The 25,633-nt window shown below is 62.3% G+C and carries 33 protein-coding genes and 1 tRNA gene; 19 read left to right on the forward strand and 15 right to left on the reverse strand.

All coding sequences use genetic code 11. The annotated features are described in order from the left end of the window. From C9427_RS34070 to C9427_RS34075, 3 genes are all read left to right on the forward strand, one after another. Positions 1-637, forward strand: a 637-nt coding sequence (locus C9427_RS34070) for a hypothetical protein (RefSeq protein WP_167434332.1), incomplete at its 5' end; no start/stop codon positions are given. 67 nt (positions 638-704) lie between these two features. Further along, entirely contained in the window at positions 705-941 is a 237-nt protein-coding gene (locus tag C9427_RS12500; RefSeq protein WP_146172533.1) for a hypothetical protein, read from the forward strand. A 411-nt stretch (positions 942-1,352) separates the two neighbouring features. Further along, the gene (locus tag C9427_RS34075; RefSeq protein ID WP_167434333.1) at positions 1,353-1,523 is read left to right on the forward strand and encodes a hypothetical protein; all 171 of its coding nucleotides are present in this window, start codon (positions 1,353-1,355) and stop codon (positions 1,521-1,523) included. Positions 1,524-1,719: 196 nt separating this feature from the next. Here C9427_RS34075 and C9427_RS12510 read toward each other — a convergent pair whose 3' ends face one another. Continuing rightward, on the reverse strand, positions 1,720-1,962 hold the full coding sequence (locus C9427_RS12510) for a hypothetical protein (RefSeq protein WP_107649482.1): 243 nt from the start codon (positions 1,960-1,962) through the stop codon (positions 1,720-1,722). A 46-nt stretch (positions 1,963-2,008) separates the two neighbouring features. On the opposite strand from C9427_RS12510, the gene C9427_RS35230 reads away from it, so the two are divergent. After that, complete coding sequence (locus tag C9427_RS35230) at positions 2,009-2,134, forward strand: hypothetical protein (protein WP_280954152.1); 126 nt, start codon at positions 2,009-2,011, stop codon at positions 2,132-2,134. 262 nt (positions 2,135-2,396) lie between these two features. Here the strand turns inward: C9427_RS35230 and C9427_RS35235 are convergent, their stop codons facing one another. Further along, the gene (locus tag C9427_RS35235) at positions 2,397-2,660 is read right to left on the reverse strand and encodes a helix-turn-helix domain-containing protein (RefSeq protein ID WP_107649648.1); all 264 of its coding nucleotides are present in this window, start codon (positions 2,658-2,660) and stop codon (positions 2,397-2,399) included. Between the two features lie 474 nt (positions 2,661-3,134). Continuing rightward, positions 3,135-3,224: transfer RNA gene (locus C9427_RS12525), tRNA-Ser, on the reverse strand. A gap of 405 nt (positions 3,225-3,629) precedes the next feature. On the opposite strand from C9427_RS12525, the gene C9427_RS12530 reads away from it, so the two are divergent. From C9427_RS12530 to C9427_RS12540, 3 genes are all read left to right on the forward strand, one after another. Next, positions 3,630-3,953 carry a hypothetical protein gene (locus C9427_RS12530; protein ID WP_107649484.1) on the forward strand — a complete coding sequence of 108 codons (324 nt, stop codon included), beginning with the start codon at positions 3,630-3,632 and terminating at the stop codon, positions 3,951-3,953. 67 nt (positions 3,954-4,020) lie between these two features. Continuing rightward, positions 4,021-4,686, forward strand: a complete 666-nt coding sequence (gene msrA, locus C9427_RS12535; RefSeq protein WP_107649485.1) for a peptide-methionine (S)-S-oxide reductase MsrA — start codon at positions 4,021-4,023, stop codon at positions 4,684-4,686. Positions 4,687-4,968: 282 nt separating this feature from the next. After that, a complete protein-coding gene (locus C9427_RS12540; RefSeq protein WP_107649486.1) occupies positions 4,969-5,958 on the forward strand; it encodes a BMP family lipoprotein in 990 nt (329 codons plus the stop codon). An 84-nt stretch (positions 5,959-6,042) separates the two neighbouring features. Here the strand turns inward: C9427_RS12540 and C9427_RS12545 are convergent, their stop codons facing one another. Together C9427_RS12545 and C9427_RS12550 are read right to left on the reverse strand one after the other, a co-directional pair. Then, positions 6,043-6,234 (reverse strand): hypothetical protein, encoded by a 192-nt coding sequence (locus tag C9427_RS12545; RefSeq protein ID WP_107649487.1) that lies wholly within the window; start codon positions 6,232-6,234, stop codon positions 6,043-6,045. 16 nt (positions 6,235-6,250) lie between these two features. Beyond that, complete coding sequence (locus tag C9427_RS12550) at positions 6,251-6,457, reverse strand: SlyX family protein (RefSeq protein ID WP_208636366.1); 207 nt, start codon at positions 6,455-6,457, stop codon at positions 6,251-6,253. Between the two features lie 187 nt (positions 6,458-6,644). On the opposite strand from C9427_RS12550, the gene C9427_RS12555 reads away from it, so the two are divergent. The 6 genes from C9427_RS12555 (at position 6,645) to deoA (ending at position 12,902) form a co-directional block, all read left to right on the forward strand. Further along, positions 6,645-8,177: an ABC transporter ATP-binding protein gene (locus C9427_RS12555; RefSeq protein WP_107649489.1), complete on the forward strand. Its 1,533-nt coding sequence runs from the start codon at positions 6,645-6,647 to the stop codon at positions 8,175-8,177. Further along, positions 8,174-9,313 (forward strand): ABC transporter permease, encoded by a 1,140-nt coding sequence (locus C9427_RS12560; RefSeq protein ID WP_107649490.1) that lies wholly within the window; start codon positions 8,174-8,176, stop codon positions 9,311-9,313. Before C9427_RS12555 ends, C9427_RS12560 begins: the two co-directional genes overlap by 4 nt. Position 9,314: 1 nt before the next feature. After that, entirely contained in the window at positions 9,315-10,286 is a 972-nt protein-coding gene (locus C9427_RS12565) for an ABC transporter permease (RefSeq protein ID WP_107649491.1), read from the forward strand. Positions 10,287-10,367: 81 nt separating this feature from the next. Further along, entirely contained in the window at positions 10,368-10,760 is a 393-nt protein-coding gene (cdd, locus tag C9427_RS12570; protein WP_107649492.1) for a cytidine deaminase, read from the forward strand. A 13-nt stretch (positions 10,761-10,773) separates the two neighbouring features. After that, positions 10,774-11,583 carry a purine-nucleoside phosphorylase gene (locus C9427_RS12575; protein ID WP_107649493.1) on the forward strand — a complete coding sequence of 270 codons (810 nt, stop codon included), beginning with the start codon at positions 10,774-10,776 and terminating at the stop codon, positions 11,581-11,583. Next, the gene (gene deoA / locus C9427_RS12580) at positions 11,583-12,902 is read left to right on the forward strand and encodes a thymidine phosphorylase (protein ID WP_107649494.1); all 1,320 of its coding nucleotides are present in this window, start codon (positions 11,583-11,585) and stop codon (positions 12,900-12,902) included. Before C9427_RS12575 ends, deoA begins: the two co-directional genes overlap by 1 nt. 22 nt (positions 12,903-12,924) lie before the next feature. Here deoA and C9427_RS12585 read toward each other — a convergent pair whose 3' ends face one another. From C9427_RS12585 to C9427_RS12595, 3 genes are all read right to left on the reverse strand, one after another. Further along, positions 12,925-13,488, reverse strand: a complete 564-nt coding sequence (locus tag C9427_RS12585; protein ID WP_107649495.1) for a TIGR02281 family clan AA aspartic protease — start codon at positions 13,486-13,488, stop codon at positions 12,925-12,927. Positions 13,489-13,628: 140 nt separating this feature from the next. Then, complete coding sequence (gene upp, locus C9427_RS12590) at positions 13,629-14,258, reverse strand: uracil phosphoribosyltransferase (RefSeq protein WP_097573010.1); 630 nt, start codon at positions 14,256-14,258, stop codon at positions 13,629-13,631. Between the two features lie 107 nt (positions 14,259-14,365). Next, positions 14,366-15,340 (reverse strand): adenosine deaminase, encoded by a 975-nt coding sequence (locus C9427_RS12595; RefSeq protein ID WP_107649496.1) that lies wholly within the window; start codon positions 15,338-15,340, stop codon positions 14,366-14,368. Positions 15,341-15,475: 135 nt separating this feature from the next. Between C9427_RS12595 and ubiE the strand changes: the two genes are divergently transcribed. From ubiE to coaBC, 6 genes are all read left to right on the forward strand, one after another. Further along, a complete protein-coding gene (gene ubiE / locus C9427_RS12600; protein ID WP_107649497.1) occupies positions 15,476-16,252 on the forward strand; it encodes a bifunctional demethylmenaquinone methyltransferase/2-methoxy-6-polyprenyl-1,4-benzoquinol methylase UbiE in 777 nt (258 codons plus the stop codon). 13 nt (positions 16,253-16,265) lie between these two features. Continuing rightward, positions 16,266-17,840 (forward strand): 2-polyprenylphenol 6-hydroxylase, encoded by a 1,575-nt coding sequence (gene ubiB, locus C9427_RS12605; protein WP_107649498.1) that lies wholly within the window; start codon positions 16,266-16,268, stop codon positions 17,838-17,840. A gap of 74 nt (positions 17,841-17,914) precedes the next feature. Beyond that, on the forward strand, positions 17,915-18,124 hold the full coding sequence (locus tag C9427_RS12610; RefSeq protein ID WP_107649499.1) for a FitA-like ribbon-helix-helix domain-containing protein: 210 nt from the start codon (positions 17,915-17,917) through the stop codon (positions 18,122-18,124). Between the two features lie 2 nt (positions 18,125-18,126). Next, on the forward strand, positions 18,127-18,375 hold the full coding sequence (locus tag C9427_RS12615; RefSeq protein WP_107649500.1) for a FitA-like ribbon-helix-helix domain-containing protein: 249 nt from the start codon (positions 18,127-18,129) through the stop codon (positions 18,373-18,375). Between the two features lie 2 nt (positions 18,376-18,377). Then, complete coding sequence (locus C9427_RS12620) at positions 18,378-18,779, forward strand: type II toxin-antitoxin system VapC family toxin (protein WP_107649501.1); 402 nt, start codon at positions 18,378-18,380, stop codon at positions 18,777-18,779. A 22-nt stretch (positions 18,780-18,801) separates the two neighbouring features. Next, positions 18,802-20,034, forward strand: a complete 1,233-nt coding sequence (gene coaBC / locus C9427_RS12625) for a bifunctional phosphopantothenoylcysteine decarboxylase/phosphopantothenate--cysteine ligase CoaBC (RefSeq protein WP_107649649.1) — start codon at positions 18,802-18,804, stop codon at positions 20,032-20,034. 5 nt (positions 20,035-20,039) lie between these two features. Here coaBC and C9427_RS12630 read toward each other — a convergent pair whose 3' ends face one another. The 7 genes from C9427_RS12630 to C9427_RS12660 all read right to left on the reverse strand — a co-directional run bounded on the left by C9427_RS12630 (position 20,040) and on the right by C9427_RS12660 (position 25,604). Further along, the gene (locus C9427_RS12630) at positions 20,040-21,473 is read right to left on the reverse strand and encodes an MFS transporter (protein WP_107649502.1); all 1,434 of its coding nucleotides are present in this window, start codon (positions 21,471-21,473) and stop codon (positions 20,040-20,042) included. A 135-nt stretch (positions 21,474-21,608) separates the two neighbouring features. Next, positions 21,609-22,091, reverse strand: coding sequence for a DUF992 domain-containing protein (locus tag C9427_RS12635; protein WP_107649503.1), 483 nt, complete (start codon positions 22,089-22,091; stop codon positions 21,609-21,611). A 78-nt stretch (positions 22,092-22,169) separates the two neighbouring features. Then, on the reverse strand, positions 22,170-22,643 hold the full coding sequence (locus tag C9427_RS12640) for a DUF992 domain-containing protein (RefSeq protein ID WP_107649504.1): 474 nt from the start codon (positions 22,641-22,643) through the stop codon (positions 22,170-22,172). 259 nt (positions 22,644-22,902) lie between these two features. Beyond that, positions 22,903-23,748 carry a tetratricopeptide repeat protein gene (locus C9427_RS12645; protein WP_097572981.1) on the reverse strand — a complete coding sequence of 282 codons (846 nt, stop codon included), beginning with the start codon at positions 23,746-23,748 and terminating at the stop codon, positions 22,903-22,905. 157 nt (positions 23,749-23,905) lie between these two features. After that, on the reverse strand, positions 23,906-24,169 hold the full coding sequence (rpsU, locus tag C9427_RS12650; RefSeq protein ID WP_008874389.1) for a 30S ribosomal protein S21: 264 nt from the start codon (positions 24,167-24,169) through the stop codon (positions 23,906-23,908). Between the two features lie 183 nt (positions 24,170-24,352). Further along, complete coding sequence (locus tag C9427_RS12655; protein WP_107649505.1) at positions 24,353-24,739, reverse strand: SET domain-containing protein; 387 nt, start codon at positions 24,737-24,739, stop codon at positions 24,353-24,355. Between the two features lie 106 nt (positions 24,740-24,845). Next, on the reverse strand, positions 24,846-25,604 hold the full coding sequence (locus C9427_RS12660; protein ID WP_107649650.1) for an SDR family oxidoreductase: 759 nt from the start codon (positions 25,602-25,604) through the stop codon (positions 24,846-24,848). Between the last annotated feature and the right edge of the window lie 29 nt (positions 25,605-25,633).

The following is a 25,633-nucleotide window of genomic DNA, read 5'->3' on the forward strand; positions in this document are numbered from 1 at the left end:
GATCCGGTTGGCGGGTACGACCAGCGCGGTTGTCCGCGGCAACACATTCCGCATGCGAGAACTGGCGAGCAACCTTGAATATGCGTTTTCGTTCGCAGCCGACGCCGATAGCGGCACGACCTACGATGGCGGCTCGCACAACATTGGCGACAACTCTTTCGAGTCCTGGTACCGCCACAGCATCAGCGGCACCAATGATGCGCCGTCGCTTATTGGACCGGAACGGGTGCCAGCTTCTCTAGTGTCTAACGGCTTCAACGCATCCGACGTCTGCGCTACATCGCGTTATGAGTACGCGTCGGACGACGAACCGCGAGTGCGAAAAGTAAGGCAAGGCGCATCGAACTACCGGCAAGCCGGGGCGGGATCCTTTGCCCCTGTCACGATAGATCTTACGTCGCTTGGCACGCTTGCCGCGGGCGCTACTACGTCGTTGCAGACGTCGGCAGTTACCGGCCTTGTTGCTGCCGATAGCGTGATTCTGGAGCGACTGACGTCGGCGCTATCCGGCAATCCCGATATCGCAATTAGCTTCCGTACGGCGGTCGGCGAGGTTCAGTATACGATCAAGAACAACGGCGCTTCGGGCTTTGACTTCACTGCCTCTGGCGGTCAGCAGATCCGGTTCCGGTTTTAGGACGACGCGCCATAATTAGGGCTGAATATATTCCTAGCATGCTCTCCTCATTCCAATGGAGGGCAGGATGCCGCGTTACCATCGCCACGCCGAGATTTCGACCTATTACCTCGAGCGGGTTGAACGGCAGGCCTCGCTGCTGACGTTTGAGCTGCGGAGTGCGCAGCTATCGCTAAAACCGTTTTGCGCGCATTGGGACGCGATTGACCAATTGCACCGGGATCTGAACAGGGCGCTCAACGTGTTGAACGGTCGGCCTGCTGATTATGAAAGGCCGCATGGGGCGCCGATGAGTGGCGGGTAGTAGTCACTCGGTCGTGTCGAACGAGGTTAAAAAAGTCTGAAGAAAATCCAACATCTCGCAGCGTTTTAGTGTAATCAGTATTCCGGGGTTGGGGATTGGGGAATGCCAAAGTACTTTGTCGAAGAAATAGATGGCAGCACTGTTTGCACGTCTCGTGACATTATAGCGCCGTCGCCATTTAGAGCCGCTACCAAATCAACTGGCCGCTTGGTGACGATATGGTCAGGCGAATTTTCTAGCGTGCGCGTCACTGAAGTCGGGATGGCTGATCGATCGTTCAGCTACGCTTATCGTGACGTTTCGGCTCCGAAGTCCTTGGTAGGAAATCTAATACGCTTCCCTACGGCTGGATAGCGCCAGCGGAACCATTCTTTGGCGCACCCGTTGCGTTCGCGGAAGGGACATCCACTCATGGTTGACAATGTAGGCAAGGCGCCGGAAACAGCGACCGGCCTTGCCATGCGCCGTCTGGTCAGCGAAACCGGCATCACCGAAGCACAGGCTCGCGAGCTTATCGGCTTTCTTGGGCCGTACAACTGGTCCTCGCTCATGCGAGAAGCCCGAATGCTGAAGAAGCCCTAGAGCCGCGCGATCTTATCGAGATGCAGGCGTAGGCGCTGGCCTTCGTCCCTATGGCTGGCAGCGCCCCACAGGACGTGTGACGGGCAACACATCCACTATCAACTTCGCCGGGGCGTCTATGCCTTTAGCCGCCTTGTGCAGCGCAATTGTCGCGGCTGCTAGGTGATCTTCTCGCGTGCCGTTGTCATTGGCGAGATCAGCGGGAACTGGCGGCTTCATCGGCCGAGTATGCGCCCAATCTAGCATTCTGGCTACGTCGCACGATCCATTCCACCAAGTCAGGATCGACCGTCTCAACCCCGGTAAGATCGCGGATCATCTGCGCCGCGTATTCGCGCCACTCATCCTCGGGAATATTATCTTCAAAGACGGAATTTTTGAAGGCACTGCGCAGTACGTCGCAATCGAAAGCCGATATCGAAACAGCCAGCTTGTCCATGGTGCAACCTCCCATCCAAGGGCCGGAAACAAAATGGTGATTGAGAATGATAATTCCGTCCTGTGGCAAATTCAATATAGGGATCAACGCCCAAAAAATGGGTCAGGCGCGGCTGAAAGAGATCGGCAAGACCGGCCAGATCGAGGAAATTATCCCGAAGGTGAAGCGCTAGTGCCCATCCCGGCTATGCGGACAGTGAGAGCGTCCAACCCGTTGTCGTAAATTCGGCTCAGGACGCCTTTGGCAGCCTCTGCTCGCTGTGGTGTGCAACGGAGGAGATCACCTCCTCCTAGCCTAGCCGGCTGGTTAGCTATGCGGTCCCAAACTCCCCACGTTCCGCCAGCCTCAATATGACAGTAAAATCTGTGTTGGTGATTTTCCATAATGAGGAACTCGCCAACCGCGATTCCGCTGCACGGTATCACGGGAGGTAGTTAACCGGCCTGCCGCAGCCTCACACCTGGCCCGCCGTCGACCGTCTCGCCATCGGCAAGGAATGATATCCCGGCTGACTCCAATGCCTGCCTGACTGCGATAACGTTGTTCACATAGCCAGACGCATGACCTGTCGACGCTTCCATTCTCCGAAGTGTAGGGGCTGAGATGCTAGCCTGCTCGGCAAGCTCTGTCTGACTCAGACCAAGCAGTGCCCTTGCCGCTGCTATCTGCCTACCGGTAAGTTGATTAATATCGTGCATGTTGATTAATATCGCTTGACTCTGTTCGGTTGTCAACGCACGGTATGCACGTGATCGAATCCGATCAAGGCAGCAACACCAAAAGGGGGTAAGCCAAAATGGATGTATCCACAGTATCGAAGGCACGACCGACGTTTAGGAAAGGTGATTTTGTATGGTCGGATAAGATTGCGGAGAAGAGCAAACACGGCCTTGGCTTTGGGCACATTGTTCACGTCGATCGAAGGTACACCCTTGTCCAGCCCCAAACAGTCGGCTCTCACGTTCTGGTGCTGCATAAGAAGGATATGCGGCCGGCCGAGGTGCGGACCCATTTCGGACACACCAAAAAAGTCTGCCGAAACGTGATCGACGGCTACATCCCCGCCTGATCGCACAGCACCGCAAAACGACAAGAGCCCGCCTCGCGCGGGCTTTATCTTGGTTATGGCAACAGGATAATTCGGCCAAAAAACTCAATGAATTCAAGCATGATGGCGGAGAGAGCGGGATTCGAACCCGCGTTACGGTCTCCCGTAAACACACTTTCCAGGCGTGCGCCTTCAACCACTCGGCCACCTCTCCGTCTTGGCATGTCGCACCGGCCGGTTTCGCCGCGCGGGTTGGGGGACATGCAACTCCCCTTGAAATCCGGCCCGGAATGTCCGCACCGCGGGCGCCGTCAACCAGCGGCGTGCCCTTGGCGCCCAAGCCGTCAAAGCAACAGGCGCGGGGCTCATCTAGTCGATCCGGCGTCGAATGCCAAGCCATAACGGCGCTCTATTCGCTTTGCCGGGCAAAGGTGGTTTTGCCGCGCTGCCGAGGTCGCGCCCGCGATGTGTCGCTCCATGAACGCTGATTGACCAGAAGCTTCAATTTCGCGTGTCGCGATTGCGAACAAGGGGCGCGCGCACTATCTCTTAGCCCGAAACAGACAAATCTGGCCGAAACAGACAAGTCTGGCAAAGTCCCTGGGGAGGGAAGGTCTGGATGCTGCGCTTTCTTTTCCGTCTCGCGGCGATGGCGGCGCTTTCGGTTTCCGTCATCATGGCAGTGCTCGACACGACACGGTCGGTGGCGGCCTCCGCGCTGGTGCTGACCCCGCTCAATACCAGCTGGCTCGCCGTCTCGCCCGATACGCGAAGCGCCTTCGAAAGCTTCGTCCGCGACAAGGCCGGGTCGCTGCTGTGGGACGGCGTCATCGCCTTTGTGCTCAACCAGCCAGGTTTTGCGGTGTTCGCGGTGCTTGCGCTCATTCTCTACATGATCGGCTACAGGCGGGAGCGGCCGAATGGGCGGTTTGCCCCGACATGAACGTTGATGACCTTCTGGCGTCCCTAAACGAAGAGAAATCCCAAATCAGAGAAAGGGAGACTGCTTAATGTTTTTTCTCAGCGACGTGCTGAACAAGAAGCTCAATCTGCCGAAGGCTGCCGAAGCGTTGCCGGGTCGCGCCAAGGCGATCCCGACGGCATCCAGGCACTTTGTCTCGAAAAGGCCGCTCAAGGGGCCTTATCCCGAGGGGCTGGAGACGGCGCTGTTCGGGCTGGGCTGCTTCTGGGGCGCCGAGCGCCTGTTCTGGCAGGTCGAGGGCGTATGGGTCACGGCGGTCGGCTATGCCGGCGGCGTCACCCCCAACCCCAGCTATCAGGAAACCTGCACCGGCCTCACCGGCCATGCCGAAGTCGTGCTGGTCGTTTACGACCCGAAGATCGTTTCCTATGCGGAACTGCTGAAGCTGTTCTGGGAGAGCCATGACCCGACGCAAGGCATGCGCCAGGGCAACGATGTAGGCACCACCTATCGTTCGGCGATCTACACTTTTGGCGACGCGCAATACCAGGCGGCGATCGCCTCGCGCGACGCCTACGAGGCTTCGCTGCATGGCGCAAATCACGGCAAGATCACCACCGAGATTGCGGCAGCACCCGAATTCTACTTCGCCGAGGAAGACCATCAGCAATATCTGGCGAAGAACCCCTATGGTTATTGCAATCTGCAAGGCACCGGCGTCGCCTGCGCCATTCCGGCTTCCGTCTCCGCCTGAGTTGACGAGCAAACTTTTGCTTGGATGCATGTCGTTATCCCAAAACCGCAGCGCAGTTTTGGGATAACGACATGCATTTGGTGAAACGAACAAGCGGTGGCGCCGATGCGCGGCGCCACGCTTTTCCAAAAGGTCAAAATTCCACGTGAATTTTGTTTCGGGCCGTGCCAGATTGGCCCCAAGCGGGAGGAAGACACTCCTGCCTGATGCCGCATGCGTGCCGGAGAACCGGGCAGGCAGACGGTGCGTAACGGAAAAAATAACCGACAGGGTGTGGATCACATGAAACGTATCGTTCTCGGCCTCCTGGCCGCAGCTGCAATGGTTCTTCCGGCCTTCGCCGCGGACATCCAGCCCGCGATTCTCTATGATCTGGGCGGCAAGTTCGACAAGTCGTTCAACGAAGCGTCCTACAATGGCGCCGAAAAGTTCAAGACCGAGACCGGCATCCCCTATGTGGAATTCGAGGTCTCCAACGCCACCCAGCGCGAGCAGGCGCTGCGCCGCTTCGCCGAGGATGGCCGCAATCCGATCGTCATGGCGGGCTTTTCCTGGTCGGATGCGCTGGACAAGATCGCCACCGAGTTTCCCGACACCAAATTCGCCATCATCGACATGGTCGTCGACAAGCCCAATGTCCGCTCCCTCGTCTACAAGGAGCAGGAAGGGTCCTACCTCGTCGGCGTGATGGCGGCGATGGCCTCCAAGTCGAAGAAGGTTGGCTTCATCGGCGGCATGGACATTCCGCTGATCCGCAGGTTCGGCTGCGGCTTTGTCGGCGGCGCCAAGGCGGCCGGTGCTACCGAAGTCCTCCAGAACATGACCGGCGACACGCCGGCGGCATGGAACGATCCGGCCAAGGGCGGCGAAATCGCCAAGACGCAGATCGACCAGGGTGCCGACGTGGTCTATGCGGCAGCGGGCGGCACCGGTGTCGGCGTGCTGCAGGCAGCGGCAGACGCCGGCAAGCTCGGCATCGGCGTCGATTCCAACCAGAACGGCCTGCAGCCGGGCAAGGTGCTGACCTCGATGGTCAAGCGCGTCGACGTTGCCGTCTACAACACCTTCATGGACGCCAAGAACGACAAGTTCACCGCCGGCATCAACGATCTCGGCCTCAAGGAAGGCGGCGTCGACTACGCCATGGACGACAACAACAAGGCGCTGGTCGACGACGCGATGAAGGCAGCGGTCGAGAAGGCCAAGGCCGACATCATCGCCGGCACCGTCAAAGTGCACGACTACATGTCGGACAACGCCTGCCCCTATTGATCGCGCCACTGCAGATATGATCGAAGCCGCCGGGTGAAAACCCGGCGGTTTTGCTTTATGGCAGCCTTCGAATATTGCTGCCTGTCAGGGCAGTGCCTCCGACCATACCCCCGCCAGATAGCCCAGCGCCAAGGCTGCAATCAGCCCCATGGCGACGACAAATCCACGCCGGCCGCCGAGTGCATGCAGGCCGATGCCATGGGGCGGCTGCCGCAAGCTGTCGATCGGCGGCGGTTTTGCCTTGTCGTGGGCGATGCGGCCGTTTTCGTCGGTCATGGCCGTTGTTGCCCCTCTACCAATGCGGCGGCTTGGTCACCGGCACGTCGGGGGCAGCCTGTTCCTCAAGCGCCAGGAAGCGGTTGGTCAACGCATCGAGTTTGCGCTGCATGCGCTCAATCACCTTCCATTGCTCGGCGATCTGGCCGGACAGTTCCTCGATGGTCTTCTCTTGCTCGGCGGCGCGGATTTCCAGCGTCGTCAGCCGGTCGGCGGGCATGATCATGTGAAAATCCTCAGGGTCTTGTGCCGTGCTACATTAGCGAATGTGAAGGCCGTGGCCACGTTCGAAATTGACAAGCGCGCAGGGATTTGTCGAGAGTGGTGCCGTTCCGGCCAATTGGCACGGGCGGGGCGTCATGCTAGGCGTTTTGACCAAGCGATAAAAAAATAACAGTGGGACTGGCTGCATGGCGCAAGCCGCAATCGAGCTGATCGGCATCAACAAGAGTTTTGGCGCCGTTCGCGCCAACCGCGACATCAACCTGGAGATCGCGCGCGGCACCATCCACGGCATTGTCGGCGAGAACGGCGCCGGCAAGTCGACGCTGATGTCGATCCTCTATGGCTTTTACCAGGCCGACAGCGGTGAGATCCGCGTCGGTGGCAAGCCTGCCTCGATCAAGACGCCCAACGATGCCATCGGGCTCGGCATCGGCATGGTGCATCAGCATTTTATGCTCGTCGACAATTTCTCGGTGCTGGAAAACGTCATCCTCGGCGCCGAAAGCGATGCGCTCTTGAAGAAGAGCATTGCCAAGGCGCGCTCCGAACTGGAGCGGCTCGAGCGCGAATATGGGCTTGAGGTCGATCCAGACGCGATCATCGAGGAGTTGCCGGTCGGCCTGCAGCAGCGCGTCGAGATACTGAAGGCACTCTATCGCGGCGCCGAAATCCTGATCCTCGACGAGCCTACGGGCGTGCTGACGCCGGCCGAGGCCGACCATCTGTTCCGCATCCTCAAGCAGTTGAAGGAGCAGGGCAAGACGGTGGTGCTGATCACCCACAAGCTGCGCGAGATCATGGCGATCACCGACAAGGTCTCGGTCATGCGCCAGGGCACGATGGTGGCGACCAGGGTGACAAAGGAGACCACGGTCGGGGAGCTGGCCGAGCTGATGGTCGGGCGGCGCGTTCTGCTCAGGGTCGAGAAGGGCGAGGCGGAGGCCGGCGCCGTCAAGCTCGCGGTCAAGAACCTGACGGTGAAGGACCAGCGCGGCGTCACCATGGTCGACGATATCTCCTTCGACCTGCGTGCCGGCGAGATCGTCGGTATCGCGGGTGTGGCCGGCAACGGTCAGTCCGAACTGCTCGAGGCGATCTCCGGCATCAGGCGCGCCGTCTCCGGTTCCGTCATGCTCGATGGCAAGCCGATCGACCTCACCGGGGCCGCCGATCCCGGCGAGCTGCGCGACCGCGGGCTCGCCCATGTGCCGGAGGACCGCCATCATGTCGGCCTGGTGCTGGCCTTCGAGGAGAACGAGAATTCGATCCTCGGCTATCACGACGACGAGCGCTATCTCCGGGGGCCTTTCCTCGATATCGACGCCATCCGCAACGATGCCAAGGACAAGATCACCAAATACGACATCCGCCCGGCGGACTGCCGGCTCAAAACCGCCAATTTCTCCGGCGGCAACCAGCAGAAGATCGTGCTGGCGCGGGAGATGGAACAGGATCCGGGCGTGCTGATCGTCGGCCAGCCGACGCGCGGCGTCGATGTCGGCGCCATTGAATTCATCCACAAGCGCCTGATCGCCATGCGTGACCAGGGCAAGGCGGTGCTGGTGGTCTCGGTCGAGCTCGACGAGATACGTTCGCTGTCCGACCGCATCCTGGTGATGTTTGCCGGCCGTATCGTCGGCGAGCGCGGCCCCGAGGCAACAGAAGGCGAACTCGGCCTGCTGATGGCTGGCGTCGAGCAGCGGGAGGCGGCGGAATGAGCACGCCTTACGCCAAGCTGCCGGCCTGGGCCGATTACGGATTGATCCCGGTGATCAATCTCGCTGTCGCCTTCATTGTCGCCGGTTTCGTCGTCATGCTGGTCGGCGAGAACCCGTTCCGCGCGGCCGTCATCCTGGTCGAAGGCGCCTTCGGCAGAGGATCGGGAATCGCGTTCACGCTTTTCTACGCCACCACCTTCATCTTCAGCGGGCTTTCGGTGGCGGTCGCGGCGCATTGCGGCCTGTTCAACATCGGTGGCGAGGGGCAGGGCTATATTGCCGGCCTCGGCATCGGCATCGTCTGCTTGGCGTTCGACAGCGTGCTGCCGTGGTGGCTCACCTTTCCAATCGCCATCGTCGCCTCGGCGGCGATGGGCGCGCTGTGGGCGCTGATCCCGGCCTATCTGCAGGCCAAGCGCGGCTCGCACATCGTCATCACCACCATCATGTTCAATTTCATCGCCGCCAGCGTCATGGTCTATGCGCTGGTCGGGTTCCTGAAACCGCCCAGTTCGATGGCGCCGCAGACGCGAACCTTTCTCGACGGCGCGCAATTGCCGAAACTCAACTGGGTGATCGAGCTGTTCGGCGCCAAGATCCGCTCGGCGCCGCTCAACATCTGCTTCCTGCTGGCGCTGGTGATGGCGTTCCTGGTCTGGCTGCTGATCTGGCGCACCAGGCTCGGCTATGAGATGCGCACCTATGGCCACAGTCCGAAAGCGGCGCGCTATGCCGGCATTTCGGAAACCCGCATCATCATCATCGCCATGATGATCTCGGGCGCGCTGGCCGGCATGATGGCGCTCAACCCGACGATGGGCGACCAGCACAATGTCGCACTCGATTTCGTCTCGGGCGCCGGCTTCGTCGGCATCGCGGTGGCGCTGATGGGGCGCCTGCATCCGGTCGGCATCGTGCTCGCTGCGATCCTGTTCGGCATGCTCTACCAGGGCGGCGCCGAGCTCGCCTTCGAGATGCCGGCGATTTCCCGCGACATGATCGTCATCATCCAGGGTCTGGTCATCCTGTTTGCGGGCGCGCTCGAACACATGTTCCGCCCTTATGTCCAGGCGCTGTTTGCCTCGTTCAGTCCGCGATCGGTCGGCATCGAAGCGGCCAAGGGGAAGGGTGCCTGAGATGGATCTGTTCAACGCCATCATCCAGGTACTGGATTCGACCATCCGCCTGTCGGTGCCGCTGCTGCTGGCCTGCCTCGCCGGCCTCTATTCGGAGCGCGCCGGCGTCTTCGATATCGGGCTCGAGGGCAAGATGCTGGTCGGCGCCTTCGCCGGCGCTGCGGCCGCCTCGGTCTTCCACTCGGCCTTAATCGGCCTCGGCATGGCCATCCTGATCTCGGTCGCCTTCGCCATGATCCACGGCTTTGCCTCGATCACCCATCGCGGCAATCAGATCGTCTCCGGCGTGGCAATCAATTTCATCGCCGCCGGCTCCACCATCATGCTCGGCCAGGCCTGGTTCAGCCAAGGCGGTCGCACGCCGGCGCTGGCGCCTGGCGAGCGCTTCGAGGCGATCAACTGGCCCGGCGCCGAGGCACTGAGGGCTGTACCGATCCTCGGACCGATCTATGCGGAACTGATCTCCGGCCACTCCATACTGGTCTATCTCGCCTTCCTGATAGTGCCGTTCACATGGTGGGTGCTGTTTCGCACCCGCTTCGGCCTCAGGTTGCGCGCGGTCGGCGAGAACCCGGCGGCCGTCGACACCGCAGGCATTTCCGTCGCCTGGTTGCGCTACCGGGCGCTGATCTGCACCGGCGTGCTGACCGGCATCGCCGGCGCTTATCTGTCCATGGTGCAGAATGGCGGCTTCGTGAAGGACATGACCGCCGGCAAGGGCTATATCGCGCTTGCGGCGCTGATCTTCGCCAAGTGGAAGCCGGTCAACGCCATGTTCGCCTGCCTGTTGTTCGGTTTCCTCGACGCGCTGTCGATCCGCCTGCAGGGCACGCCGCTGCCTGTCATAGGCAAGGTGCCGGTGCAGTTCATGCAGGCGCTGCCCTATGTGCTGACCGTGATCCTGCTCGCCGGCTTCATCGGCAAGGCGATCCCGCCACGCGCCGGCGGCGTGCCCTATGTCAAGGAACGCTGAACTGATCCTGAAAATGCGGATAGGCATCGCGGGGAAAGGAAGCGCCGGGATTTGAACAAGATCATCGGAGAGAAGAATTGAATGTCGCATGATCTGTTCGAAGCGGCCAAGGCTGCCATGGCCAAGGCCTATGCGCCCTATTCGAAGTTCCCGGTGGGGGCGGCACTGCGCACCGAGGACGGCCGTGTCTTTACCGGCGCCAATGTCGAGATCGCGTCCTATCCGGAAGGCTGGTGCGCCGAGACCACCGCGCTCGGCCATTACATCATGGGCGGCGGCGGCAAGATCACCGAGATCGCCGTGGTTGCCGAGCGCACGGCCAAATGTTCGCCCTGCGGCGGCTGCCGCCAGCGGCTGGCCGAATTCTGCCAGCCCGAAACCAAACTTTATCTCTGCGACAATAGCGGTGTGGTCGAGGCCGTGACGATGGGCGAGATGCTGCCCTACGGCTTCAAGGGCGACGTCTTGAAATGAAGAACTGGATGAAATGACGGAAAAAGCACTCGATCATCTCGTCGAAAGGCTGGACGGGCTGGCGCCGACAACAGCGCTGGTGCTCGGTTCGGGCCTCGGCGGGCTTGTCGATCAGGTCGAGGGTGCCGTGCGCATTTCCTACGCCGACTTGCCGGGCTTTCCCAGGAGCGGCGTCAGCGGCCATGCCGGCGAGGTCGTGGCGGGGCTGTTCGCCGGAACGCCGGTGCTGATGCTGTCCGGCCGCGCACATTATTACGAGCATGGCAATGCGGCCGCGATGCGCCCGGCGCTCGAGGTGCTTTCCGGCATCGGTATATCGAAGCTGATCCTCACCAACGCCGCTGGCTCGGTCGATCCGGCGATGGGGCCGGGTTCGGTGATGCTGATCACCGACCACATCAATTTCTCGGGCTCCAATCCGCTGATCGGTGAACCGAGCGACCGCCGTTTCGTCGGCCTGACCGAGGCTTATGATGCCGGCATTCGCAAGGCGATCGAGAAGGCAGCAGCAGTGACGGCCACCGCGCTGCACCAGGGCGTCTACATGTGGTTCTCGGGGCCGTGCTTCGAAACGCCGGCCGAGATCCGCATGGCGCGCGTCATGGGTGCCAACGCCGTCGGCATGTCGACAGTGCCGGAGGTCATCCTCGCCCGTTTCCTCGGCCTGCGGGTGGCCGCCTGTTCGGTCATCACCAACCTTGCCGCAGGGATGACCGGGGCGGAGCTTTCGCACCAGGAAACCAAGGACATGGCGCCGGTCGGCGGCGCGCGGCTGGCGACCATTCTCCAGCGCGTGTTCCAGGACGGATTGCCGGAGAGCTGATGCTTCCCCAGGAAATCATCCGCCGCAAGCGTGACGGCCAGCGACTGTCGCCGCAGGAGATTGCGGGTTTCATCGAAGGCCTGACATCGGGGAGCGTTTCGGAGGGCCAGGCGGCAGCCTTCGCCATGGCGGTGTTCTTCAACGGCATGAGCCGCGACGAGACGGTGGCGCTGACGCTTGCCATGCGCGATTCGGGCGAGGTGCTCGACTGGTCGGACCTGCCCGGTCCGGTCACCGACAAGCATTCGACCGGCGGTGTCGGCGACAATGTCTCGCTGATGCTGGCGCCGATCGTTGCCGCCTGCGGCGCCTATGTGCCGATGATATCGGGCAGGGGTCTCGGCCATACCGGCGGCACGCTGGACAAGATGGATGCGATCCCCGGTTATGTCAGCCAGCCGGATGTGGCGCGCTTGCACAAGGCAGTGCTCGAAACCGGCTGCGCCATTATCGGCCAGACCGCGCATCTGGCGCCCGCCGACCGCAGGCTCTATGCGATCCGCGACGTGACGGGAACGGTCGAATCCGTACCGCTGATCACCGCCTCGATCCTGTCGAAGAAGCTGGCCGCCGGCCTGCAGTCGCTGGTGCTCGACGTCAAGGTCGGCAATGGCGCCTTCATGGAGAAGTCGCGCGATGCAACGGCACTGGCGAGCAGCCTGGTCGAAGTCGCCAACGGTGCGGGGCTGAAGGCCTCGGCGCTGGTCACCGGCATGAACGAGCCGCTGGCGTCGGCCGCGGGCAATGCGGTCGAAGTGCGCAATGCCGTCGATTTCCTCACCGGCCGCTTTCGCGACCGTCGGCTGGAAGACGTAACGCTGGCGCTGGCCGCGGACATGCTGCAGTCGGCAGGCCTTGTGCCGTCCAACCAGGACGGCATGCGCCGCGCCACCGAGACGCTTGCCAGCGGCCGCGCGGCTTCTGTCTTCGGGCGCATGGTGGCGGCGCTCGGCGGTCCGGCCGATTTCGTCGAAAAGCCGGAAAAATACCTGCCGAAGGCGGCGGTGGAACTTGCGGTCAAGGCGGCCGGAAACGGTTTTGTCATCGGTATCGCGACGCGTGATGTCGGGCTTGCGGTGGTGGGCCTCGGCGGCGGCCGCAAGCATCCGGACGACAGGATCGACCACGCGGTCGGCATCACCAGGCTGCTGCCGGTCGGCGCGGAGGTGCGGGCCGGTGAAGCGCTGTCGCTGGTCCATGCCCGCACTATCGCGGATGCCGAAGTGGCAGCGGCCACCGTGCTTTCGGCCTATGCAATCGGACCTTCGAAGCCGGCGGCGGAAAAATCCGTGATCCGGCGGATCCTGCCGCGCGGCTAGTTATTCTGTTGCACGGCCGGATCTACTGAACGAGCAGCAGTGCGCCGTTCTCGACCTGGTATTTTTCGAGCCGCTGGAGAAAATTCATACCGATCAGGTTGATGCGCAGCGCCTTGTCGTCGAGCACGACCGCCTGGACGCTTTCGACTGAGATCTTGCCGATCTGCAGGCGGTCGATCGTCACCAATGCAGCTTTGATCGTGCCATTGGCGGTGTTGATTTCGTTGCGGAAGTCGGAGGCATTCAGCGAAATGCCGATCCGGCGCGCGGTCGAGGTGTTAAGGGCGACGAACGTCGCGCCGGTGTCGATCATGCCATCGACCTGACGGCCATTGAGCCTGAATGTCGAGGTGAAATGCCCACGCGCGTCCGCCGCAACGACAACCTTGCGGCCAAGCGGCTGCGCTATCGCCGGCTTGCTGGGGACGGTGGCCAGGTTCAGGTCCGTTGGTGCTTCGGCATTCGGCTTGGACCCGGCCGCCGATTTCAGCAGGCCGTCCAGCATGTGCGGGTTCGATTGATAGAGCATCGGGATGGACGCCGATGTTCCGGCAAAAACGCCAAGAATGAGAAGCTTGCGCAGCATGGACCGGCCTTCGTGAACGCCGATCCTTAATCGGGTATGGTGTTTACCGCTTTAATTGGCGCTGAAACCGCGCCTTTGCGTAAACAAGAGGTAAACGGCCGGCGGATAACTCCACAGCGGGCGCCAGAACCATGCTTCGATCATTTGGTCCCGTACATGCGGTCGCCGGCGTCGCCGAGGCCGGGCATGATGTAGCCCTTTTCGTTGAGCTGGCGGTCGATCGAGGCGGTGAAAACCGGAACATCCGGATGCGCCTTGGTGAAGCGCTCGATGCCCTCGGGCGCCGCCAGAAGGCACAGGAAACGGATGTTGGTGGCGCCTCGCCCTTTCAGCTTGTCGATGGCAGCGATCGCCGAATTGGCGGTGGCCAGCATCGGATCGACGACGATCACCAGCCGGTCGGCGAGATCGCCCGGCGCCTTGAAGAAATATTCAATCGCCTCCAGCGTCTCGTGGTCGCGGTAGAGGCCGATATGGGCGACGCGCGCCGCCGGCACCAGGTCGAGCAGGCCTTCGAGCAAGCCGTTGCCGGCGCGCAGCACCGAGGCGAAGACCAGCTTCTTGCCCTCCAGAGTCGGCGCTTCCATCGTCTCGATCGGCGTTTCGATGGTGGTCGTCGTCAGTTCGAGGTTGCGGGTGACCTCGTAACCCAGCAACAGCGAGATCTCGCGCAGCAGCCGCCGGAAGCCGGCCGTCGAGGTTTCCTTCTTGCGCATGATGGTCAGCTTGTGCTGGACAAGCGGATGGTCGACGACGGTGACGCCCTGCATGGTGCTCTCCTGAAATTCCGGCTGCTTGCGCAAACCCTATCGGCAATACGCCAGCCAAGGAACTGGTTGCTGGCGCCGACCACAGCTTTTGCCGGAAAAAAAGAGCCTTAACGCCCCGCACCGTTGAGGCGGGCTAGCAAGGTCGCCTTGGTCTTCCTGTCGACGAACGCGGCCTCTATTGCCGTTCTGGTGACGGCGGTGAGCGCCTTGTCGTTCATCGAGAAATGCTCGGCGGCAAGGTCGTATTCGCGCTTCAGCGACGTCCAGAAATAGGGCGGGTCGTCGGAGTTGAGCGTCACCTTGCAGCCCGCTGCCTTGAGTGCCGGAAAAGGGTGGTCGGCAAAGCTGTCGAAAACCTTCAGCGCGATGTTGGAACCGGGGCAGCATTCGAGCACGACGCCCTCGTCGGCAATGCGCCTGACAAGGTCGGGGTTTTCGATGGCCCGCACGCCATGGCCGATGCGGGAGGGGCGGATATGGTCGAGTGCTGCCGCCACACTCTCCCAGCCCATCAGTTCGCCGGCATGGACGGTGATGCCGAGGCCGGCCTCGCGGGCGATCTCGAAGGCCCGGACATAATCCTCCAGGTCGCCGATCCGCTCGTCGCCGGCGACGCCGAAGCCGGTCACCAGCGGATGGCCGCAGCGCGCCGCGAAACGCGCCGCCTGCTCGATCGCCTCGACGCCGATATGGCGCACGCCGGTGACGATCATGCGGCCCTCTATGCCGGTCTTGGCCTTGGCGCGAGACATGCCTTCGCCAAGCGCATCCGTATAGGCCTTGGGCGACAGTCCGGCCTTTGTCGCGTGATCGGGCGACGTGAAGATCTCGGAATAGATGGCGCCGTCGCGGGCGAGACTGGTCAGATAGTGGTCAGCCAGCCGCGCATAGTCCTCTTCGGTGCGGAACAGGTCGGAGGAGAAATCATAGGCGGCGAGGAAAGAGCTGAAATCGTGCCAGACGAATGCGCCGTCCCGTATGTAGGGCGAGGTGTCCTTGCCATATTTCTGTGCCTGGCGGATGACGAGTTCGGGCGCCGCTGCCCCTTCGATATGGCAGTGCAGTTCCGCTTTCAATGGCATGCAGTCATCCCGTCAGATCCGTCCGGTGTGGATATAAAGCCGCACCAGAAGCGCGGCCGAACACCGCGCCTTAAACAATAGCGCCCGCACCATCGATCGGCTATGGTCCCGCCGGTTTTATGACGGATCAAAATAATGTCAGTTGAGAGAACCACGGCTGCGGGCGGCATGGAAACCTCCTATGGTTTCAAGCGCGTAGGGGCAGGCGACAAGCAGTCGCTGGTGAACGACGTTTTCCACAAGGTCGCCAACCGCTACGACCTGATGAACGATCTGATGTCGGCCGGGCTGCACCGGTTGTGGAAGGACGCCATGGTGACGTGGCTCAATCCGCCGAAACGCCCAGGTTGGAAGGTTCTCGACGTTGCCGGTGGCACCGGCGACATCGCCTTCCGTATCGTCGAGGCGAGCCACGGTCATGCCCATGCCACGGTTCTCGATATCAACGGCTCGATGCTTGCCGTCGGCCGCGACCGGGCCGAGAAAAAAGGGCTGGCCGACAATACCGATTTCGTCGAGGCCAATGCCGAAGAACTGCCTTTCCCCGATGCCACATTCGATGCCTACACGATCGCTTTCGGCATCCGCAACGTGCCGCGCATCGATGTCGCGCTTGCCGAAGCCTATCGCGTCCTAAAGCCCGGCGGGCGCTTTCTCTGTCTGGAATTTTCCGAGGTCGAGATGCCGCTGCTCGACAAGGCCTATGAGGCCTGGTCGTTCAACGCCATCCCCAGGATCGGCAAGGCGGTCACCGGCGACGGCGAACCTTATTCCTATCTGGTGGAATCGATCCGCAAATTTCCCAATCAGCAGAATTTTGCTGACATGATCACCCGCGCGGGCTTCGACCGCGTCTCGTTCCGCAACTATTCCGGCGGCATCGCCGCGCTGCATTCGGGCTGGAAGCTTTGAGGCTGGCCCGATCATGAGTTCCGTCGGCGCTGCTTTCAGGCTCGTACGGGCCGGCTGGGTGCTGGTCCGCGAAGGCGTCGTCGCCGCTCTGCCGGGCGAAGAGCTTTCCGGCCTGCCGAAGTTCGGCTGGCGCCTGGCGCGGCTGTTCACCCGCCGCCGCGCGCTTGCCTATGAACGCGGCGATCGGCTGGCCAAGGCGGTGGTGCGGCTCGGGCCATCCTACGTCAAGCTTGGCCAGTTCCTGGCGACAAGGCCCGACGTCGTCGGCAACGACATGGCGCTCGATCTCGCCATGCTGCAGGACAAGATGCATACCTTTCCGCAGGCCGCGGCCGTCGCTGCGATAGAGGCCTCGCTCGGGCGCAAGATCGGCGATCTCTACGTCAGTTTCGGCGATGCCGTCGCTGCCGCCTCGATCGCCCAGGTTCATTCCGCTGAAACCGTTCATGACGGCGTTGCTACAAGAGTAGCGGTGAAGGTCATCCGGCCCGGCGTGCGCCGCCGCTTCTTCCATGATCTCGAAAGCTATTTCCTGGCTGCCCGCCTGCAGGAGAAATACATACCGTCGTCACGCCGGCTGCGGCCGGTCGAGGTGACCGAGACCCTGGCGCAGACCACCAAGATCGAGATGGATCTGAGGCTTGAGGCGGCGGCCCTTTCCGAACTCGGCGAGAACACTAAGGACGATCCCGGTTTTCGCGTGCCGTCCGTCGACTGGGAGCGGACCGGCCGCGACGTGCTGACCATGGAGTGGGTCGATGGCGTCAAGATGAACGACATCGCCGGCCTCATCGATGCCGGTCACGATCTCAAGGCGATCGCCGTCAACCTCATCCAGTCGTTTCTGCGCCATACGCTGCGCGACGGCTTCTTCCATGCCGACATGCATCCGGGAAACCTGTTCGTCGAGGCCAACGGCACCATCGTCGCCGTTGATCTTGGCATTGCCGGCCGGCTCGGCAAGAAGGAGCGCCGGTTCCTCGCCGAAATCCTCTATGGCTTCATCACCCGCGACTATCTGCGCGTCGCCGAAGTGCATTTCGAGGCCGGCTATGTGCCGCGCCAGCACAATGTCGCCGCCTTTGCGCAGGCGATCCGCGCCATCGGCGAACCGATCCATGGCCAGCCGGCCGAGACCATCTCGATGGCCAAGCTGTTGACGCTGCTGTTCGAGGTGACCGAACTGTTCGACATGGCGACACGGCCGGAGCTGATCCTGCTGCAGAAGACGATGGTGGTGGTCGAAGGTGTAGCCCGCACGCTCGATCCGGCCTTCAACATGTGGAAGACGTCCGAACCGGTGGTCGGCGACTGGATCGCTGGCAATCTCGGCCCGCGCGGCCTGCTCACCGATGCGCGCGATGGCGCCAAGGCGATGCTGGCGCTGGCCCGCCAGGCGCCCGACCTCGCCGCCCGCACCGAGCGGCTGTCGCGCGAGATCGACCTGATGGCCGAACATGGCCTGCGCTTCGACGAGACGACCGCCCGCGCCATAGGCAAGGCCGAGGCGCGCTATACAAGGTCCGGCCGGCTGGCGCTGTGGGTGATCGCGCTGACGCTGCTTTATATCGCCTGGAAACTGCTCTGAGTGCATGCAATGACAGCAGTGCTGTCATTGCGGTCGGAAAATAGGATCGCTATATTGCACCCAGGAGTGCAACTATGGCTAGGATTACTGTCCGCAATCTGGAAGACCATGTCATGCAGCGGCTGCGTGAGCGCGGCGCTGCGCGCGGCGTCTCCATGGAACAGGAGGCACGGGACGTACTCGCTGCCTCCGTTGGTCTTCCGACCACGAAGGGCTTCGACCGCCGAGGCCTGGTACTCAAGGACGAGTCCACGGTTCAACCGACAGTAGGGACGCAAAGGTAATCATGGGCACCCTTACCATTCGCAATCTCGACGAAGATCTGAAGCAAAGGCTGCGCGAGCGGGCCGCCAGTCATGGCGTGTCGATGGAGCAGGAGGCAAGAAGCCTGCTGCTCAAAGCGCCGGCCCGCGACCGTGATGAGAATGTCGTTACGGCGGAGGAAATCCTTGAATTCGGCCGACGGCTGCCAAGGGTGGATTTCGACCAGAAGAAACTCACCGATGATCTCTGGTCCTTCATCGAGGAGGACTGAGAGTGGTGGTCGACACCTCAGCGATCGTGGCTATCCTGAAGCAGGAACCTGACGCACCAGTGATCGCCCAGCGCCTCGCCGGAAACCAACAGATATTGATGAGCGCCGCGACTCTGATGGAATGCGGCACGGTTATTGTCGGACGCTATGGCGTGGCCGGCACCGTCGAGTTGACGGGTCTTCTGGCAAGACTGAAAGTCACGATTGTCGCTCTCTCTGCCGAACATGCACAGGCCGGAATTGAAGCCTACGCACTCTATGGTCGCGGCACCGGCCATCCGGCCAAACTCAATATGGGCGATTGTTTTGCCTACGCCTTGGCCAAGACGCGGAACCTGCCACTTCTTTTCAAGGGCAATGATTTCATCCATACCGATATCGAACCGGCGCTGAAGCCGGCATGACACTGGACAAGAAGTCATGGGCATGACCCTCTCCGGCAAGCGTATCCTGCTCATCATCGGCGGCGGCATTGCCGCCTACAAGGCGCTCGACCTGATCCGCCGGCTGCGCGAGCGCGGTGCGTCGGTGCGCACGGTGATGACATCAGCGGCGCAGGAATTCGTCACCACGCTGTCGGTCGGGGCACTGTCGGCCGACCACGTCTTCACCGAGCTGTTCGATCGCAATGATGAGCATGATGTCGGGCATATAAGGCTGTCGCGCGAGGCCGACCTTCTGGTCGTGGCGCCGGCCACCGCCGACCTGATGGCAAAACTCGCCAATGGCCATGCCAACGACCTGGCCTCGACCGTGCTTCTCGCGACCGACAAGCCGGTGCTGCTGGCGCCGGCCATGAATCCGAAAATGTGGTCGCATCCGGCGACCCGGCGCAATCGCGCGACGCTCGCCAAGGACGGCATCGTCTTCATCGGCCCGGCAAGGGGCGAGATGGCCGAGAGCAGCGAGGCCGGCGAGGGCCGCATGGCCGAACCGCTGGAGATCGTCGCCGCCATTGAGGCGTTGCTCGATACCAGGCCGAAGCCGCTTTCGGGCCGACGGATCATCGTCACCTCGGGGCCGACACATGAACCGATCGATCCGGTGCGCTACATCGCCAACCGTTCGTCCGGCAAGCAGGGCCATGCCATCGCGTCGGCACTTGCCAGGCTGGGCGCCGATGTCCGCCTCGTCTCCGGTCCGGTGTCGATTGCCGATCCAGCCGGCGTCACCACACTGCATGTCGAAACCGCGGCCGAGATGAAGGATGCGGTCGAAAGCTTGTTGCCAGCGGATGCGGCGGTGTTTGTCGCGGCGGTCGCCGACTGGCGCACCGCCGGTACGGCCGGTGAGAAGATCAAGAAGGTGGCGGGTGAGGGGCCGCCAGCGCTGCAGATGATCGAGAATCCGGACATCCTGGCCGGAGTCGGCCACCACAAGCTGCGGCCGGGGCTGGTCGTGGGCTTTGCCGCCGAAACGCAGGATCTCATCCGCAACGCCGAGGCCAAGCTGAGGAAGAAAGGCACCGATTTCATCGTCGCCAACGATGTGTCACATGAAAGCGGCGTCGGTTCATCGGGCGTGATGGGCGGCGACCGCAACAAGGTGCGGATCGTCTCCAAGACCGGCGTCGAGGAGTGGCCGGAGATGACCAAGGACGAAGTGGCGGCGCGGCTCGCCGCCCTGATCGCGGAACGGCTGAAGACGATTGTGGTCTAATTAGGCTATCCCGCCGCTTCCTGCGGCCTGCCTGTCACTGTCGCCAGCTTGAGCGCGGCAAGGGATCCCAAGATGCCGAGCGGCACGAAGGCGAGGAACAGCCAGCTTGCGACGTTCGCCGCCGCCTCGCGGTTGAGGCCGTCGGAAAAGCCGCTCGCATTGGCGATGATCCCGGCAAGCGCCGCGCCCACAGCATAACCGATACGCTGCATGGTCGGCACCGCGGCCGCGGCGATGGTCTGTTCACTTGCAGATGCCGATGCAACGACAACGCGTGTCATGAATGGCCAGGCGATGCCGAAGCCGCCCCCTTGCAGCAGGGCGCAAAGCAGGATCAGCGGAATGGAGCCCGACGGCACCGTGTAGGCGAAGCCGGCGACGCCCGCCGCGATCATCAGTGCGCCGCAGACGATGATCGGCCGTTCGCGCTCCTGCGGCGCGTTGGCGACAAGGATCGACAGGATCGACCAGGCGATCGATTCGGTGGCGATGATGTAGCCTGTGGTCAGCAGCGGGATGTCGTGCAGGCTGGTCAGCAGCAAAGGCCCGTAGACGCCGAAGGAGCAGGTCGCCACCGAGAAGGCGGCGACCATGGTCATGCCAGCGCCGACCGGCGAGCGCCAGGAAAACAGCGATGACGGGAAAAGCCGGGAGCCGGGCTTCAGGGCATCGATGCGAAAGAAGGCTGCAAGACCGGCCAGGCCAAGGATCATCAGAAGCGACGAACGCAGCACGGCAATGTCGACGCCGGCCGCGGCGACCAGAACCACGCTGATGGCGAGACAGAAGAGTGCCGCGTAGGGGAAAGGCGGCGCCTTGCCCGACGTTGCGGGGCTTGCCGCCCCGGGCGTGTCGAGCACGATGAAACTCGCCAATGCCATGGCGCCGCCGCCAGCCGCGAAGATGCCGACGGCCCAGCGCCAGGACGAGATTTCGGTGACGATCGCGCCAAGCATCGGTCCACTGAAGGCGGCGACGCCCCAGATCGCCGACATGACGCCGAAGAGCTGCGGCCAGATGGCGCGCGGAAACAGCCGCTCGACCGAGATGAAGGCCAGAGACACCAATGCGCCGCCGCCAAGCCCCTCGACGACGCGGCCGCCGAGAAAGACAAGCATTGACGGCGCCAGTGCGCTGATCAGCGCGCCTGAGGCATAGAGCAGCGAGGCAACTATCATATTGGTGCGCAGAGGGACGTAGCTCACCAGCCGGCCGGCAGCCGCTCCGGCAACGATGGCGCCGAGCTCGTAGACCGCCAGCGACCAGCCGACCAACTGCACGCCGGCCAGCTCGCTGACCATCGCCGGCGTCACTGTGGCCAGCATCGTCTCGTTGGTGGCGTAGAGAAAAATGCCGAGATTGATGAAACAGAAGCGCGCCAAATCGCCGCCTGCCCACAGCGCCCGCCAGTCCACCTTGTTGCTGCCGCCTGCGACCAATTCGACCTCCCGACTCTGCCAAAAAGCGCCGGAGCGTCAGCGTCTGGGACGGCGCTCGGCTCTGGCCGGGAGGCTTGTAGAACCTCAACCGCTGTTGAGCTCAAGCGTTTTTTTCGCGTGGGCGATCCGCCTCGATCAGTCGGCCATGCTGCGCAACTGGAACTGGCTGACGCCGATGGCGATGTTGGCGCCGGTCTGTGTCTGCAGGCTGAGCGGCTGCAATGTGAAGGCCTGCGAGGAGCCGCCGACCAGCAGGTTGGCGCCGGCGCCGACCGCGGCCGTCAGCTCGGCACTGGCGCCGACATAATCGCCGGCCAGCGCGCCCGGCGCGTAGATGTTTTTCAGCGGCGTCAGCACCAGCCACTGCATCACGCTCTGTCTGGTGGTGCCGATGTCCAGCCCGTATCTGTTGACGACGCCGAAATAGGCTTCCGGCGCAAACGTCTTGTCGGCGGGCGTGAAGGTGCAGCTCAGATCCTTGCTCGAGCCGAAAATGAAACCGGTGCCGCCGCCGATGGCGCAATCCAGAACGCCAAGCTCGACACCCTGGTCTCGCGCATGAGCCCGTCCTGCAAACACGGCGGCGATCATGGCAGCGGCGATGATAGTCTTCTGCATGGCGGTCCCCCAAAAAGCATACGGCGCGAAACAGTATCCTGTTCCGCGCCGTACGTAGAGGGGGGCAAATGTGCCCGCTTACTTGAAGGAGTGGATCAGCTCCAACGAGGCGACCGCCACCGCCAGGTTCACGCCAGTCTGCGCCTGGACGCTGAGCGGCTCCAGCATGAAGGCGCCGTCCAGTCCACCGACCAGGAGATTGGCGCCGCCGCCGGTCACGACACTCGCCTCGGCGTTGACGCCATAATATCTGCCGGCAAGGTCGCCCTCGTCACGGCTGCGGGTGGCGGCCAGAACCGCCCATGCCAGTTGCCCCTGATGGGTCTGGCCGATATCGACGCCGAGCTTGGAGATCATCCCGGTGTACTTCTCGGACGGCCCGTGATCATAGGGGCGGAAGGTGCAGGACACGCCCTTGTTTGACGTGATGACATAGCCGGTGCCACCGTCGATGGTGCAATCAAGCGTGCCAAGCCTGAGCGTTCCGGCGTTGACGGGAACGGCAAGCAGGGTCGTGGCGAGCGCTGCGGCGCAGCCGATTTTCTTGATCATGGGAGAATCCTTTCGCAATTGCCTGGATTAAACGGTCGAATGCGTCGAGCGTTCCGCCGAAAACTTGGCGCGATCAAGGCAGGAGTTCGGGCATGATCCCAAAAAATGGATCGATTTTCGGAAAAGGATCATGCGCAAAATCAAAGTGTTACAGCGCCTTTGCGCCTCCAAGGACGCGCGGCGCTGTAATCGGCGTTATTGATCCGTTTCGAAGCCAAACGGGCAGGTCTGCCACACATGGCGGCAACGCCGTTTTCGATCAGCCGGCGTTGGTGCGCGCCAGGCCATCCTTGGCCGGCTGGTAGGTCGGGTCGAGATGGACCGCTTCGCGGTAGGATTTCGCCGCCCTGGCCTTGTCGCCGCGCCGCTCGTAGATAAGCGCCTGATTGGACCAGGCTTCGGCGTTCTTGCCGTCGAGCTTGATGGCCATGTTGAAGTCGGCGAAGGCGTTGTCCTCGTCGTTCATGGCGAGGTAGGACAGGCCGCGACCATTGTAGGGCTCGGCCGCGTCCGGCGACAGTGAGATCGCGGTCGAGAAATCCTCGATGGCGAAAGCGTGCTGGCCCTGGCTCTGATAGATCAGGCCGCGATTGTGATAGGCGCGCGCATCGGTCGTGTCGAGCTGGATCGCCTTCTGGAAATCGTTGAAGGCTTCCTGAGTGCGGCCGGCCTTGCGATAGAGGTTGCCGCGGCCGATATAGGCGGCGTCGTAGCTCGAATTGATCTGGATCGCGCGGTTGTAATCGGCAAGGGCGGCTTCCTGGTTGCCGAGGAAGCGCTGGATGAGGGCGCGGTTCGAATAGGCCTGGTAGAAATTCGGATTGAGCTGGATGGCGGTGTTGAAATCCTTCAGCGCCGCCTGATACTGGCCGCCGCGGCCATAGGCGGAGCCGCGCACATTGTAGCCTTCAGGATCCTGGGGATTGCGTTGGATCACGGCCGAGAGCGAGGAGATATTCTCGGTCGAGCCTTGCGCCTTGTCGATGTTGTTGAATTCGCCAGTCGGGGCCGTCTGGCAGCCGGCCAGCGCCAGGCCGGAAAGCAGGGCTGCCGTCAGTGCAAAGCCGCGCAGTGCGGTTCTGCGCTCCACGGTAATTGCGTTCATGTCTGCTCTGTCCTTAACTGCCGCCGCGCCGTCAGGTCCGTTCCCCCCTCCGAACCGGCCTTCTCCGAACTGGGTCGCATTCAAAACAAAAAGGTGGCGGCGATTCCGCATCGCGCCACCTTGGGTATCCTTCGAAAAGGACGAAAAATTGGCGGTATCAGCGCGGCGGACGCGCTGCACCGGCCGCACCGGCCGCGACCGGGCGCGGCGTCATCGGCAGCAGGCCTTCGCGCTGGGCGCGCTTGCGGGCCAGCTTGCGGGCGCGGCGAACGGCTTCCGCCTTTTCGCGAGCGCGCTTCTCGGAGGGCTTCTCGTAATGTCCGCGCATCTTCATTTCGCGGAAGATGCCTTCGCGCTGCATCTTTTTCTTGAGCGCGCGAAGCGCCTGATCAACATTGTTGTCGCGAACGAGTACCTGCACGGGCAATCCTGTCTTTCGGGTTTGATATCAATAGGCAAGCGGCCATAGCCGAAAGCCTCCGCGGCGAATTACACCACGAATTGTGGCGGCTGATAGCAGAATCAGGGCGCTGTGTCCACAGCCAATGAAGGCCGGCTGCCAAAACCACCATCGATCGTCGTTAGACGACTTCTTGGCTGAGCTCTATGCCGTCGCCAAATGAAGCTGGGCGAAATTCTCGAAGAATTCGCCATAGTCGCAGGTTATTTCCTCGCCTGCCGCGATATCGCGGGTAGCGGTCGCGCCGCCATACTGCGAAAAGTCCGTGTTCGGCCGCTCGGCATGGTTCATGAAGCGTCCATTGTCGACTTCATAGACCATGAAGCCCGGCCTGTCTGGGCTCGGATAGGCGTATCTGTCGAGCAATTCCCTGAGGTGTGGCGGTGCCGCCTCGTATTTTTCCATCGGGATCAGCCGGTCGAAGTCCGGATCGAGGCGCCAGATCGACGCTCCCTTCCGGATCGGCTCGGCGGCGAACACGCCGACGCCTTCGATTGCGCTCTGGGCTATATAGGTTCTGATCAGCAGCATGTTTTCCAGGACCGTTCTCGACGAGAAACGAAATCGTCAAATCGCACTGAAAATCAAGGGCGGTCTTGCGACATTTCGGCTGATATGCGCCGCGCCGCCGAACAGTTCACGTCCGGTTGATCGAGACGCCGCCGTCGGCAAACAGCGCGGTTCCGGTGGTGAAGCTCGACGCGTCGGAGGCGAGATAGAGTGCCGAGCGGGCGATCTCTTGCGGCTGCGCCATGCGCTTCAGGGCATGAATGCCTTCGACGAAAGCCCTGGCCTCCGGCGTGGTCGTGGTGGCGCCCGGCGTGTCGGTGCCGCCCGGGAGCAGCGCGTTAACGCGCAACCCTTGTGCTCCGTATTCGGCGGCCAGAACCTGCGTCAAACCGATCAGGCCGGCCTTGGCCGCGGCATAGGCCGCCATGCCCGGTATCCCGGCGGTGCGGCCGACAAAACTGGAGGTGAAGATCAGCGAGCCGCCGCCGCGCTCCAGCAGCGCCGGCACCTGGTATTTCGCACCGATAAAGGCGCCGGTCAGGTTTGTATCGATGGTCTCATGCCACGTCTCCAGCGACATGTCGGGAACCGGCCCCATCTGACCGACGGAGCCGGCATTGTTGAAGGCGATGTCGAGCCCGCCGAAGCTTTCGACAGCCAGGTCGACCAGGGCTTTCGCGTAGGCTTCATCCCTGACATCGCCGGCGAGGGCGATTGCCGCGCCGTCGGCGTCCTCGATTTCAGCGACGAGTACGTCAAGCTCCGCCTGGCGACGGGCAGCGACGACCACCTTGGCGCCTTCCTCGGCGAAGAGTTTTGCTGTGGCGCGGCCGATGCCGGAACTGGCGCCGGTGACGATGGCGACCTTGTTGGTCAGTGCGAGCATCTTCTGCATCCTTTTATTCGCGCCAGCTT

Source organism: Mesorhizobium helmanticense (assembly GCF_003034915.1).
GTDB classification, from domain to species: domain Bacteria; phylum Pseudomonadota; class Alphaproteobacteria; order Rhizobiales; family Rhizobiaceae; genus Mesorhizobium; species Mesorhizobium helmanticense.